This is a genomic window from Kitasatospora sp. NPDC001540 (genome assembly GCF_042894345.1).
In the GTDB taxonomy this organism is placed as follows: Bacteria; Actinomycetota; Actinomycetes; order Streptomycetales; family Streptomycetaceae; genus Kitasatospora; species Kitasatospora phosalacinea_C.
In genome coordinates this window covers 57569-70322 of the sequence record NZ_JBIAVO010000029.1, presented here as the reverse complement: position 1 = coordinate 70322, position 12754 = coordinate 57569, and the positions used below count along the sequence as shown (strand labels likewise).

The window sequence follows — 12754 nt, the reverse complement described above, 5'->3', positions numbered from 1 at the left end:
GGGAGACCTTCCGGATGCTGGCACTCGGCGTACCAGTCTCGGCGCTGGACGGTCGACCCGACCCGCACCGATGATCGGGAGCATGACCGAGCACGTACCGCCCCGCCAGGCCGAGCTGGCCGCCTTCCTCCGGGCCAAGCGTGCCCGCCTGCAGCCCGAGGAGGCCGGACTGCCGCGCGGGCCGCGTCGCCGCACCCCGGGGCTGCGCCGCCAGGAGGTCGCCCAGCTCGCCGCCGTGAGCGTCGAGTGGTACGTACGCCTGGAACAGGGGCGGGTCGGCACCCCGGGCACCGCCGTCCTGGACGCCATCGCCGAGGCGCTGCACCTCACCCCCGACGAGCACCGGCACCTGCACCTGCTCGCCCGCGGGGAGACCCCGGTCCTCCCCGCGGGCGGCTCCCGGCAGCCTGCCGACGTCCGTCCGTCGCTGCGCCAACTCCTGGACGGCATACCGCTGTTCCCCTCCTACCTGACCGACCACCGGCTCGACGTGCTGGCCCACAACCCGGCCGCCCGCGCCCTGTTCGGCCCCGGGTTCGGCACCGGGCCCACCGCCAACACCGCCCGCATGCTCTTCCGCGACCCGGCCACCCGCGCCGCCCAGCTCGACTGGTCCCGCGTCGCCCGCGAAACCGTCGGCCACCTCCGCACCGCCGCCGCCCGTCACCCCGACGACCCCCGGCTGGCCGCCCTGCTCGACGAACTCCGCGCCCACAGCCGGGAGTTCACCCTCTGGTGGGACGACCACACCGTGCTCGAACGCTCCACCGGCACCAAGCGCGTCCACCACCCCGAGGCGGGCGAGCTCCGCCTCCACTACGACATCCTCACCACCGGCCCCCACCACCTCTTCACCCTCACCCCCGCCGACCCCGCCACCGACCGCGCCCTGCGCCACCTCGTCACCACCCACACCGCCGCCCGCACCGCCGCGCACGCCACCGTCCGCCCGATCACCGCCGCCTGAGACCTCGGCGTCGGCAACCGGACGGACGGACGAACGGACGAACGGACGAACGGGCGAACGGGCGAACGGGCGGTGGTGCACCGGCAGCACGCCGACCACCGGGATCGGGCGGGCGGCCGCCCCGGCCCGGTCTCACCCCAGCTGCTGCAGCAGCTCCTGCGCCAGGGAGGCCGAGGAGGCCGGGTTCTGCCCGGTGACCAGGCGGCCGTCGACGACGACGTGCGGGGCCCAGGGGGCACCGGCGTCGACGGTGAGGCCCGCTTCGGTCAGGCGGGTCTGCAGGAGCCACTCGGCACGGTCGGCGAGACCGGCCAGGGTCTCCTCCTCGTCAGTGAAGGCGGCGACGCGACGTCCGGCGAAGGCGTTGCGGCCGGTGGCGGGGTCGACGGCGGCGAGCAGTGCTGCGGCCCCGTGGCAGACCACGGCGAGGGGCTTGCCGGTGGCCAGGGCCCGGGTGAGCAGGCGGCCGGAGTCGGCGTCCCGGGCGAGGTCCTCCATCGGGCCGTGGCCGCCGGGGTAGAAGACGGCGTCGTAGTCGTCGAGGTCGACGTCGGCGACGGCCAGCGGGTGGTCGAGCTCGGTCATCACGGCCAGTCCGTCCGCGACCTCGCGCGCCTGCTCGGCACCGCCGTTGGCGCCGGGCTCCAGGCTGCCCCGGTCGACCGGCGGGACGACGCCGCCGGGCGTGGCGACGGTGATGTCGTGGCCGGCCCCGCGCAGGATGCGGTACGGGGTGACCGCCTCCTCGGCCCAGTAGCCGGTGGGGTGCTTGGTGCCGTCGGCCAGGGTCCAGTGGTCGGCGCCGGTCATCACGAACAGGATCTTCGACATGTCGCTCTTCTCCGGAGGCGGGCTGCTTCGTGCTTGCGATCCGACCGTAGGACGACCGGGCCATCGGCAGCCAATGGGCGCACCGATGTCGGCCATCGGTTCTCCGATGGCTCGATCATCCGCCCACCGCCGGTACGCTCGCCCGATGAACGCCCACCCGCCGCGTGCCGCGGCCGGACCCACGTCGCCCGCCGCCGAGCCGCCGGACCTCAACCAGTTGCGCACCTTCCTCGCGGTGTACCGCCTGGGCTCGTTCACCGCCGCCGCCCGGCGGCTCGGCCTGTCGCAGTCGACGGTGACCGCCCAGGTCCGCGCGCTGGAGCGACGCCACGGGCGGGAGCTGTTCGAGCGGCAGGCCCGCGGGGCGACGGCGCTGCCCGCGGCGGACGAGTTGGCCGCACGGGTCGCCGAACCGCTGGACCGGCTGGCGGACGCGACGGAGCGGCGACCGGCGGCCGAACCGGTGCACCTGGCCGGGCCCGCGGAACTGCTCGGGACGCTGGTGCTGCCCGCCCTCGCACCGCTGGTCGCGGCCGGGGTGCGGCTGCGGGTGACCTCCGGGCTGACCGATCCGCTGCTGGACGAACTCCGTTCCGGGCGCCACGACTTGGTAATCTCCACCCGCCGCCCGACCGGCCGGGCGTTGACCGCCGCCCCGCTCGCCGACGAGGAGTTCGTGCTGCTCGCCGCACCCGGTTGGCCGGCCCGCCCGTCGACCACGGGCACCACCACGAGCATGGCCACGAGCACGGCCACGGACACGGCCGCGGACACGCCGAAGGGCTCCGCCGAGGAGCTGGCCGACGCGCTCCCCCGGCTGCCCCTGGTCAGTTACGCCGAGGACCTGCCGATCGTCCGGCGCTACTGGCGGCACGTGTTCGGTCGCCGACTGCACGCCCGGGCGGCGGTCACGGTGCCCGACCTGCGGGCGGTGCGCGCGGCGGTGGTGGCCGGGGCGGGCTGGAGCGTCCTGCCCGCCTACCTGTGCCGGGAGGCGTTGGCCTCCGGAGCGCTCGTCCCGCTCCTGCTGCCGGACGACCCGCCGATCAACACCGCGTACCTGGTGCACCGCTCGGAGCCCGCGCCGAACCCGCACCTCGCCGCCGTACGGGAGCGCCTGCTGGCTGCGGCCCGCCACTGGTGACCGGGCCGGGGCCGCTCCGGCGACCGCCCGCCCGGCGACCGCCCGCCCGGCGCCGGGTCCGCGGGCCGCACGCGGTCGACGCCGCCGCCCGGACGCGGGTCGGTCCGTCCGCACCACGTGCGTCCGAACCGCGTGGACTTGGTGGACTTGTCCGAACAACTCGATGCGTTCGTCCGCCGTACGCCGGTCGGTCACGGGCGGGACGACGGGCGGTACCCCGGGCGCGCTGTCCTGAGGGGCACCCTCCGTCCGCCCCTCACCCGTAGAGGTCGTGTCACCCATGGCTACTGCCGAACCGAACCGGCGTCGTTTCCTCCAACTGGCCGGTGCGAGCCTGGCGTTCTCGGCGTTGGCGCCCAGCATCGCGCGGGCCGCGTCGATCGCCCCGCAGGGCAGCACGGGCACCATCCAGGACGTGCAGCACATCGTGGTGCTGATGCAGGAGAACCGGTCCTTCGACCACTACTTCGGCGCGATGAAGGGGGTGCGCGGCTTCGGCGACCCGCGGCCGGTGACGCTGCCGAGCGGGAAGCCGGTCTGGTACCAGGCCAACGCCTCGAAGAAGGAGATCCTGCCGTTCCGACCGCAGGTGAACGACCTCGGGATGCAGTTCGTCCAGGACCTCAACCACGACTGGGCGGGCGGCCACAAGGCGTTCAACGGCGGCAGGTACGACCAGTGGGTACCGGCCAAGACCGCGACCACGATGGCGTACCTGACCCGGCAGGACATCCCGTTCCACTACGCGCTGGCCGACGCGTTCACGCTGTGCGACGCCTACCACTGCTCGTTCATCGGCTCCACCGACCCGAACCGCTACTACATGTGGACGGGCTACACCGGCAACGACGCGACCGGCGGCGGGCCGGTGCTGGGCAACCAGGAGGCGGGCTACTCCTGGACGACCTACCCGGAGCGGCTGGAGGCGGCCGGCGTCTCCTGGCGGATCTACCAGGACATCGGCGACGGCCTGGACGCGGCCGGTTCCTGGGGCTGGATCAGCGACGCCCACCGCGGCAACTACGGCGACAACTCCCTGCTCTACTTCAACAGTTATCGCAACGCCAAGCCCGGCGACGCGCTGTACGAGAAGGCCCGCACCGGCACGAACGCCAAGGCGGGCGACGGGCTGTTCGACCAGTTGCGCCGCGACGTCGCGGCCGGGACGCTGCCGCAGGTCTCCTGGATCGTCGCCCCCGAGGCGTACACCGAGCACCCCAACTGGCCCGCGAACTACGGCGCCTGGTACGTCTCGCAGGTGCTGGACGCGCTCACCGCGAACCCGGACGTGTGGGCCCGCACCGCGCTGTTCATCACCTACGACGAGAACGACGGCTTCTTCGACCACGTGGTGCCGCCGTTCCCGCCCGCCTCCGCCGCCCAGGGCCTGTCCACGGTCGCCACCGGTGCCGATTGCTTCGCGGGCAACGCGAGTTACGCGGCCGGGCCGTACGGCCTCGGTCAGCGGGTGCCGATGCTGGTGGTCTCGCCGTGGAGCACCGGCGGCTACACCTGTTCGGAGACCTTCGACCACACCTCGATCATCCGCTTCATCGAGCAGCGCTTCGGCGTCACCGAACCGCACATCTCCCCCTGGCGGCGCGCCATCTGCGGCGACCTCACCTCCGCCTTCGACTTCACGGCGAGCAACCCCGCCCCGGCCGCGCTGCCGTCCACCGCCGCCTACCTGCCCGCCGACCACAACCGGCACCCCGACTACGTCCCGGCCCCGCCCGCGACCGGCACCATGCCGCGGCAGGAGGCCGGGGCCAAGCCGACCCGTCCGCTCAAGTACGCGCCGTACGTGGACGGTTCGGCCGACGTGTCGACCGGCAAGTACGCCCTCGCGTTCAGTGGCGGACCGGCCGCGGGCGCCCAGTTCCTGGTCACCTCGGCGAACCGCACCGACGGCCCGTGGACGTACACCGCCGAGGCCGGGAAGTCGGTCTCCGACGCCTGGAACACCAGTTACTCCAAGGGCGTCACCGACCTCACCGTGTTCGGCCCGAACGGCTTCCTGCGCCGCTTCCGCAACCCGGGCAAGACCGCCGGGCCCGAGGTCACCGCCCGGCACGACGCCGCCACCGGCAACCTCGTCCTGACCTTCACCAACCCGGCCGGGGCCGACGCCGCCCTCACCGTCACCAACGCCTACGCCGGGGCCCCGCAGACCGTCACCGTCCGCCGCGGCGGCACCGCGACCCTGACCGTCGACCTCTCCACCTGCCGCCGCTGGTACGACCTGACCGTCACCTCCGACCAGAGCGCCGACTTCGTCCGCCGCCTGGCCGGGCACGTCGAGACCGGCGCCCCGTCGCTCTCCGACCCGGGCCTGCTCACCTACTGACCACCCCGCCGACGTCCCGGCCCGGACGGCCCAGCACCGTCCGGGCCGGGACACCACTCCCCCGTCCGAGGCCGATCCCCGTTCCGGCGAAGCCACTTCAACCCCTCCGGCGCCCGGCGGCGGGCCGCGCCCACCACCTTCGACGTCTCGCCGCCCCGTCCGCCAGGGCCGACGGTGTCCGAACCCTGCACCGCCGGTTCCGGCCAGGAGCACCGGCCGCAGGCCGCACCCTTTGACACCAGGCGCCTCAATGGTCTAGACCTACCCCAGGCCGGTCGAACGGTCGAACGGTGGCGCGGGCGGACGGAGGAACGGCGGCGATGCACACGGTGACCTGCTCCGGCCGCCGCACCCCTGGCGTCGGCTGAGATGCCCGTCGCCCTCCAGGCGTTCGGCCTGAGCGATCCGGCCGACCGGCTGTACCGTGAACTCCTGCGCACCCCCCGGGCCACGGACGCCGAACTGACCGCCCGCCTCGGCCTGGTGCCGGACCAACTGCGCTCCTCCCGCACCGAATTGACCGGCCTCGGACTTCTCCGGCCGTCCCGGGAGGACCCGTCACACCTCCACCCGGTGGTGCCGGAACTCGGCCTGGCCGCCCTGCTGGCCCGCCGCGAGGCCGAACTGCTGTCCCAGCGCCAGGAGTTCGAGCAGGCCCGGGCCGCCTTCGGCCAACTGCGCGCCGAGGCCGCGGCCGAACGCCACCACACCAGGACGGAACACCTGATCGGGGCGGACGCGATCCGCGACCGCCTGGCCGAACTCGGCGCGGGAACCTCCTCCCAGGCCCTGGTCCTCTCCCCCGACGCCGGGCCGACGAACGCACCGAACGCACCGAACGCACCGAACGCGCGGGATGAACCGGACACACCGGCGGCAGGCCTGCCGGACGAGTCGCTGGCCGCCGAACTGCTGACCCGCGGCGTCGAGTTGCGCACCCTGTTCGTCGACGCGGTACGCCGCCACCCGCCCACCGTGGAGTACGCCCGCCGCCTGGTCGGGCTCGGCGGACAGGTCCGCACCGCACCCGCCCTGCCGCTGCGCCTGGTCGTGCTGGACCGGGAGACCGTCCTGCTGCCGCTCGACCCCGAGCGCGCCGACACCGCCACCGTGCTGCACGGACGCGGGCCGGTCGCCGCCCTGTGCGCGCTGTTCGACGGTCTGTGGCACAGCGCCGCACCGCTCTGCCACCCCAGGGGGCGCGACCTGAACGGCATGACGGCGCAGCACTACGCCCTGCTGCGGATCCTCCAGCAGGGCGACACCGACGTGGTCGCGGCCCGGAAGCTCGGCGTCTCCGAACGCACCGTCCGACGGCTGACCGCCGAGGCACTGGAGGTGCTCGGCGCCCGCAGTCGCTTCCAGGCCGGCGCCCGCGCCGCCGAACGCGGCTGGCTGCGCTAACCCGGCGCCGGACCGGCACCGGGCTGGTACCGGCACCGGGCCAGCACCAGCACCAGCACCAGCACCAGCACCAAGCCAACACCGGGGCCGGGGTCGGGACCCCGCCCCACCGAAGAGGCGGAACGGGGCCCCGACCGGAGCCGCTACCGCTGCGCGCCAACGGCGCCGGACCGCTACTGCTGCGCCCGCAGCGCCGGGGCGTACCCGGCGGGCCGGGTGGTGAAGGTGCCCCGGCCCTGCGTGCGACTGCGCAACGTGCCCGCGTAGCCGAAGAGTTCGGCCAACGGGACGGTCGCCGTCAGCACCGCGCTGCCACCGCGCGGCTCGGAGCCGTGCACCCGGCCCCGGCGGGCGGACAGGTCACCGAGGACGCCGCCGACGCCGTCCGGCGGCACCGTCGCGACCAGCTCGACGACGGGCTCCAGCAGCAGCGGGCCGCCGCGCCGCAGCGCCTCGCGCAGGGCGAGCCGTCCGGCGGTGCGGAACGCCAGGTCGGAGGAGTCCTTGACGTGGGTCGCCCCGTCGGTGAGGGTGACCCGCACGCCGGTGACCGGGTGCCCGAGCGGGCCGTCCGCGAGGGCGTCCCGGCAGCCCGCCTCGACGGCCTGCACGAACTCCTGCGGCACCCGTCCGCCGGTGACGGTGGAGCGGAACTCGAAGCCGTCCGTCCCGGGTTCGCCGAGCGGGGCGACGTCGACCACGACGTGCGCGAACTGGCCGGAGCCGCCGTCCTGCTTGACGTGCCGCAGGACGAGCCCGGTGACCTCTGTGGAGAGGGTCTCCCGGTAGGCGACCTTCGGCCGTCCGACGGCGACCTCCAGACCGGCGCGGCGCAGCTTCTCCACCGCGACCTCCAGGTGCAGTTCGCCCATGCCGGACAGCGTCCGCTGCCCGCTCTCCGGGTCGCTGCCGACCACCAGGGACGGGTCCTCCTCGGTGAGCCGGGCCAGGGCGGCGGCCAGCCGGTCGCCGTCCACCGAGCGGCGGGCCTCGACCGCGACGGTCACCACCGGGTCGGCGGAGACGGCCGGTTCCAGCACCAGCGGGGCGTACGGGGCGCACAGCGTGGTGCCGACCTTGGCGCCCTTCGCGCCGACCACGGCGACGATGTCCCCGGCCACCGCGGTGTCGGTCTCGGTGTGCCGGTCGGCCTGCACCCGCAGGATCCGGCCGATCCGCTCGGTGCGGCCGGTGCGCGCGTCGAGCACGGTGTCCCCCTTCCGTAGCGTGCCGGAGTAGATCCGCAGGCTGCTGAGCCGACCGGTGGTGCCCGCGGAGACCTTGAACACCAGGGCGGCGAACGGTTGTCGCGCGTCGGCGGCCCGCTCCTGCGGTGCCCCGTCGAACTCCCCGCGCACCGGCGGGACGTCCAGCGGCGACGGCAGGTACGCGGTCACCGCGTCCAGCAGCGGCTCGATGCCGCGGTTGCGGTACGCCGAGCCGCACAGCACCACCACCGCCTGTCCGCTGCCGGTGAGTTGGCGCAGCGCAGCGGTGAGGGTGCCGGACGCGAGGGTGCCCGTGGCGCAGTACTCCTCCAGCGCGGCGGGGTGCAGCTCGGCCACCGCCTCCGCCAGGGCCTGTCGCCGCCGGGTCGCCTCCGCCGCCAACTCCTCTGGAATCTCGCCGACTTGGACGCCTTCGCCGGGCGCGGCACCGTCCGGCCAGGTCAGTGCGCGCAGCTCGACCAGGTCGACCACGCCCGCGAACCCGCCCTCCCGGCCGATCGGCAACTGCACGGCCAGCGGCGCCGGGTGGAGCTTCTCCCGGATGGAGGCGACGGCGGCGTCCAGGTCGGCGCCGGGCCGGTCCATCTTGTTGACGAACGCGATCCGCGGCACGCCGTGCCGGTCCGCCTGCCGCCACACCGACTCGCTCTGCGGCTCGACCCCCGCGACCGCGTCGAACACGGCCACCGCTCCGTCCAGCACCCGCAGCGAGCGCTCCACCTCGTCCGCGAAGTCGACGTGGCCGGGGGTGTCGATCAGGTTGAGCTGGTGGCCGTCCCACTGGCAGCTGACGGCCGCGGCGAAGATGGTGATGCCGCGGTCGCGCTCCTGCGGGTCGAAGTCGGTGACGGTGGTGCCGTCGTGGACCTCGCCGCGCTTGTGGGTCTCCCCGGTCAGGAAGAGGACCCGCTCGGTGACGGTGGTCTTGCCGGCGTCCACGTGGGCCAGGATGCCCAGGTTGCGGACCACGCCGATCGCGGAAGTGGTGGCGGCGGAAGTGGCGGTGGTCGTGGTGACAGCAGTGGTGACGAGGTCGGTACGCATGGCCCGTGGCCCTTCGGAGTTCGCTCCTGGAATCGGCGGCGCGATTCACGGCGCCACGAGCGACGACCGCCGGCCTCACCGCACCCGCCCGCAGCACGCGCACCGCCACCACCGGGGCGCCCGACGCACCGAACGGCACACCGAACGGCGCACCGAACGGCGCACGGAACAGCAGGTGGAGCAGCAGGTGGAACAGCGCGTGGAACGGGAAGGTTCACGGGGTCGAACGGGAGCTCGCAGCTCCTACCGGTGCCGGCCGCGCAGCGGGCACCGGCCCGCCCGGGACACCAGGATCACCTCGAACCGCGACGGGGGAACGACAGCAGCGGTGCCACGCACGACTGGTCCCTCCCTCTCCACATCACGGTGCGCCCGTCAGCCGATCGGCCCGGGCGTTCTCCAGCGAGCAGAGTCTAGGGACGTCCCGCCACCGCCGTCACCACATTTTCCGGACCGGCCAACTCCGCTGCACCGCAAGGGAGTCGGACGTCACTCGGACCACTCGCCGGGCAGCCGGTGCGCCGCCGTGCAGGGCTCCGCCGCAGCCGGGAACACCGCCCGGTCGAACAGGTCGGCCAACTGCGGCCGCGCGGGGTGAACGGCGGGGTGGCGGCGTGCCGGAGGGTGTCGGGGGCCTCGGCGGGGCAGTCGAGGACGGGCCAGTCGGCGAGTTCCTCGACGTCGATCCCGCTCCGGGCCGCGAGCGGGTGGTCGGCGCGCAGGGCGAGCACCCGCGGGTGGGAGACCAGCACGGCGCCGACGGCGAGGCCCGGCTCGTCGACCGGCAGCAGGGTGAGCAGCAGGTCGACCTCGCCGCTCAGCAGCCCGGCGTACGGGGCGGCCCAGGGCACTTCGGTGACGTCGACCCGGCAGGCGGGGTGGCGGCGGGTGAAGGCGGCGACGGTGTCGGTGAGCGGCGGCCCGTTGAGGCAGCCCAGGAACCCCAGGCGCAGGGTGCCGGTGACGCCGCGGGCGATGGCCACGGCCTCGTCGTAGCTGCGGCGCAGGCCGCGGTGGGCCTCGCCGAGGGTGCGGTGGGCGTGGGCGCCGAGCGGGGTGAGCGCGACGCGGCGACTGGTGCGGGTGAACAGCGGTGCGCCGATGCGCCGTTCGAGGGAGCGGATGAGTTGGCTGACCCGGGACTGGGACAGGTGCAGCCGTTCGGCGGTGCGCCCGAAGTGGAGTTCCTCGGCCAGGGCGAGGAAGGTCTCGATCTCGGTGAGTTCCACCGGCGTTGCACCCCCGGGTTCGTTCGGTCCGGTCGCCCCGGCCCGTCCCGGCCTCGGCTAATCGATGAGTACGGCTACTGGATTGTGTGCCGGAACGGCCTTGATCACGGGGCGGGTTGACCGGATCTTTGATCTGACGCCGCGTCAGCAGGCGGGGCGGAAGAATCAGGGAGAAGTTCATGATCGTGGTGACGGGTGCGACCGGGACGGTGGGCTCGGCGGTGGTCGGCGGCCTGCGGGAGCGCGGGGTGCCGGTGCGGGCGCTGGTCCGGGACGCGGCCTCGGTGCCGGCCGGGTGGGACGCCGGGGTCGAGGCGGTGGTCGCGGACTTCGCCGACCCGGCCTCGCTGGACGCGGCGCTGGCGGGCGCGGAGACGGTGTACCTGCTGGTGGCCGCGCAGTCGGCGATGGTGGAGCACGAGCGGAACGTGATCGACGCGGCGGTGCGCTCGGGCGGTCGGCCGCGGGTGGTGCTGCACGCGGCGGCGGGCGCGGACGGCGAACCGACCGGGGCGCGCTTCGTGGACGCGCACGTGGCCGGTTTCGCGCACCTGCGGGCCAGCGGCCTGCCGTGGACGGTGCTGACGCCGAACGGTTTCTTCCAGAACTTCCTGGGCATGGCGGCCTCGGTCCGCACGGGCGTCCTCGCGGTGCCGGGCGGCCGGGGCGCGGTCTCGTACGTGGACGCCCGGGACGTCGCGGCGGCCGCGGTGGCGGTCCTGGTCGAGGACGGCCACCAGGGCGCGGTGTACGCGCTGACCGGCCCCGACTCGCTGACCCACGCCGCGCTGGCGGAGGTCCTGGCGGAGACGGTCGGCCACCCGGTGCGGTACGTGTCGCCGAGCCCGGAGCAGGCGCTGGAGGCGCTGGTCGGCGCCGGGTACCCGCGGTGGAACGCGGAGGGCCTGGTCGAGCTGTACGGCTACTACGCGGCGGGCCGGGCCGCGGACGTCAGCCCGGACGTGGAGAAGCTGACCGGCCGCCCGGCACGCTCGTTCGCCGCGTTCGCCGCGGAGTTCGCCACCACGTTCGAGGCCCCGCCGACCGGAGCCTGACCCGCCCCGCACCCCGGAATCACCCACGCCCCGGCACCGCCTGAACCGCCCCGCACCCCGGGAGCCTCCGGGGCGCGGGAACGTTCAGGGGGCCGACTCCCCGGTCACGGCGGCGAGTTCACGCTCCGCCTGCCGCGTCCGGACGTGTTCCGGTCCGTACCGCTCGCGCCAGCCGGCGGCGCCGGCGGCGAGGACGTCCCGGGCCTCGGCGGTGCGACCGAGCGCCGCCAGGACGCGGCCGTACAGGGTCTCGGCAACGAGCGCGGTGTAGTCGTGCGGGTGCCGTTCGGCCCGGCAGTGGGCGAGGAACGGCTCGACGGCCCGCAGGGCCTCCTCGGGGCGGCCCAGTCCGAGCTGGGCGGCGGCCAGGTCGCACCGGAACGCCGTGGCAGCACCGGGCTCCCCGCTCGCAGCGCCTTCCGCACCACCCGCCGCGCCCGTCGCAGCCGCAGCAGCCGCAGCCCCGGCGGCGAGGTGTTCGAGGGCCAGTTCCAGCGCCTCCTGGTGGCGTTGCTGGGCGTTGAGGGCCTCCGCGAGAACGTGCCCGAGCCGGGCGTGGAGCTTGCGCTCCGGCCCCCTGGCCCGCCGCCATTCGGCGATCGCCTCCCGGGCGACGGCCTCGCCCTCGGCGGCCCGGTCCTGCTGCACGAGCGCCTGGGCGAGGACGGCCGCGGCGGACCAGCGGCTGACCGCCGCCGGGTTGTCGGCGGCGGCCCTGAGGACGGCGCGGGCCGCCCGCTCGGCCTGGGCCAGGTGTCCGAGCCGGAGCAGGGCCCGGGCCAGTTTGCCGCGCAGCCGCAGGACGGCGGCGTCGGACCGCCCAACGCCCGTCCCCGTGCCCGTGCCCATGCCCGTGCCCGCCCTCGTACCCGCTTCCGCCTCCCGGTGCGCGGCGGTGTCGGCGTAGAGCCGGACGGCCTCCGCCTCCCGGCCGAGACCGAGGTAGGCGTCCGCCAGGTCCTCGGCGGTCAGGCTCCCGGTCAGGTCGCAGTCCGACTGCCGGGCCAGTTCCCGGTGTTCCTCCAGGACGGCGACCGCTTCGGCGTACCGTTCGCTCCGCACCAGGACGGTACCGAGGGCGGCGAGCGCGTCGAGCCGGAGGTCCTGCCGGAGACGGTCGGAGTGCGGGGCGGCGGCGTCCACGGCCGTCCGGAGCACCCGTTCGGCCTCCGCCCAGCGGCGTAGCAGCGACAGGGTGCGGCCGTACTCGACCTGGGCGAGCAGGGTGTTCGGGTCGTCCGGGCCGAGCTGTTCGGTGCCGAGCCGGACGGCCCCGGCCAGGGTGGTGGCGGCGGCGTCCCAGGCACGCTCCCGGCGCTGGGCGCGGCCCTCGGCCATGAGCCGGTCGATCTCCTGTCCGGCCCGGTGCCTCGCCTCGACGACCGCGAGCACCGCCCTGTTCCGGGCCTGCCGGGCCCTGCGTTCGGCCAGGAACCCCATGCCCGCCCCCTCTTTTCCCCTCGATCAGGGAGCAGAGCGTAGCGCCCACCCGCTCCCCCGCCCC

9 protein-coding genes are annotated in these 12754 nt (G+C 75.0%); 5 read left to right on the top strand and 4 right to left on the bottom strand.

What is annotated here, in order from left to right; all coding sequences use genetic code 11:
* Positions 1 to 82: 82 nt before the first annotated feature.
* Positions 83 to 967, top strand: a complete 885-nt coding sequence (locus tag ACFY00_RS28195) for a helix-turn-helix domain-containing protein (RefSeq protein ID WP_388034382.1) — start codon at positions 83 to 85, stop codon at positions 965 to 967.
* A gap of 132 nt (positions 968 to 1099) precedes the next feature.
* Here the strand turns inward: ACFY00_RS28195 and ACFY00_RS28190 are convergent, their stop codons facing one another.
* On the bottom strand, positions 1100 to 1798 hold the full coding sequence (locus tag ACFY00_RS28190; protein WP_388034381.1) for a type 1 glutamine amidotransferase domain-containing protein: 699 nt from the start codon (positions 1796 to 1798) through the stop codon (positions 1100 to 1102).
* A gap of 145 nt (positions 1799 to 1943) precedes the next feature.
* Between ACFY00_RS28190 and ACFY00_RS28185 the strand changes: the two genes are divergently transcribed.
* From ACFY00_RS28185 to ACFY00_RS28175, 3 genes are all read left to right on the top strand, one after another.
* Positions 1944 to 2942 carry a LysR family transcriptional regulator gene (locus ACFY00_RS28185; RefSeq protein ID WP_388034379.1) on the top strand — a complete coding sequence of 333 codons (999 nt, stop codon included), beginning with the start codon at positions 1944 to 1946 and terminating at the stop codon, positions 2940 to 2942.
* Between the two features lie 280 nt (positions 2943 to 3222).
* A complete protein-coding gene (locus ACFY00_RS28180) occupies positions 3223 to 5289 on the top strand; it encodes a phosphocholine-specific phospholipase C (RefSeq protein WP_388034377.1) in 2067 nt (688 codons plus the stop codon).
* Between the two features lie 369 nt (positions 5290 to 5658).
* A complete protein-coding gene (locus ACFY00_RS28175) occupies positions 5659 to 6693 on the top strand; it encodes a helix-turn-helix transcriptional regulator (RefSeq protein ID WP_388034375.1) in 1035 nt (344 codons plus the stop codon).
* Between the two features lie 173 nt (positions 6694 to 6866).
* Here ACFY00_RS28175 and fusA read toward each other — a convergent pair whose 3' ends face one another.
* Both fusA and ACFY00_RS28165 read right to left on the bottom strand, forming a co-directional pair.
* The gene (fusA, locus tag ACFY00_RS28170) at positions 6867 to 8966 is read right to left on the bottom strand and encodes an elongation factor G (RefSeq protein WP_388034373.1); all 2100 of its coding nucleotides are present in this window, start codon (positions 8964 to 8966) and stop codon (positions 6867 to 6869) included.
* Between the two features lie 413 nt (positions 8967 to 9379).
* Positions 9380 to 10195, bottom strand: coding sequence for a LysR family transcriptional regulator (locus tag ACFY00_RS28165; protein ID WP_388034371.1), 816 nt, complete (start codon positions 10193 to 10195; stop codon positions 9380 to 9382).
* Between the two features lie 179 nt (positions 10196 to 10374).
* Here ACFY00_RS28165 and ACFY00_RS28160 point away from each other — a divergent pair, with 179 nt between their 5' ends.
* Positions 10375 to 11250: an NmrA family NAD(P)-binding protein gene (locus tag ACFY00_RS28160; protein WP_388034369.1), complete on the top strand. Its 876-nt coding sequence runs from the start codon at positions 10375 to 10377 to the stop codon at positions 11248 to 11250.
* Positions 11251 to 11334: 84 nt separating this feature from the next.
* Here the strand turns inward: ACFY00_RS28160 and ACFY00_RS28155 are convergent, their stop codons facing one another.
* Positions 11335 to 12690, bottom strand: coding sequence for a hypothetical protein (locus tag ACFY00_RS28155; RefSeq protein WP_388034367.1), 1356 nt, complete (start codon positions 12688 to 12690; stop codon positions 11335 to 11337).
* Between the last annotated feature and the right edge of the window lie 64 nt (positions 12691 to 12754).

Coding starts and splice junctions, on each gene's coding strand:
- ACFY00_RS28195 (WP_388034382.1), top strand. CDS start 83: ATGACCGAGCACGTACCGCCCCGCCAGGCCGAGCTGGCCGCCTTCCTC.
- ACFY00_RS28190 (WP_388034381.1), bottom strand. CDS start 1,798: ATGTCGAAGATCCTGTTCGTGATGACCGGCGCCGACCACTGGACCCTG.
- ACFY00_RS28185 (WP_388034379.1), top strand. CDS start 1,944: ATGAACGCCCACCCGCCGCGTGCCGCGGCCGGACCCACGTCGCCCGCC.
- ACFY00_RS28180 (WP_388034377.1), top strand. CDS start 3,223: ATGGCTACTGCCGAACCGAACCGGCGTCGTTTCCTCCAACTGGCCGGT.
- ACFY00_RS28175 (WP_388034375.1), top strand. CDS start 5,659: ATGCCCGTCGCCCTCCAGGCGTTCGGCCTGAGCGATCCGGCCGACCGG.
- fusA (WP_388034373.1), bottom strand. CDS start 8,966: ATGCGTACCGACCTCGTCACCACTGCTGTCACCACGACCACCGCCACT.
- ACFY00_RS28160 (WP_388034369.1), top strand. CDS start 10,375: ATGATCGTGGTGACGGGTGCGACCGGGACGGTGGGCTCGGCGGTGGTC.
- ACFY00_RS28155 (WP_388034367.1), bottom strand. CDS start 12,690: ATGGGGTTCCTGGCCGAACGCAGGGCCCGGCAGGCCCGGAACAGGGCG.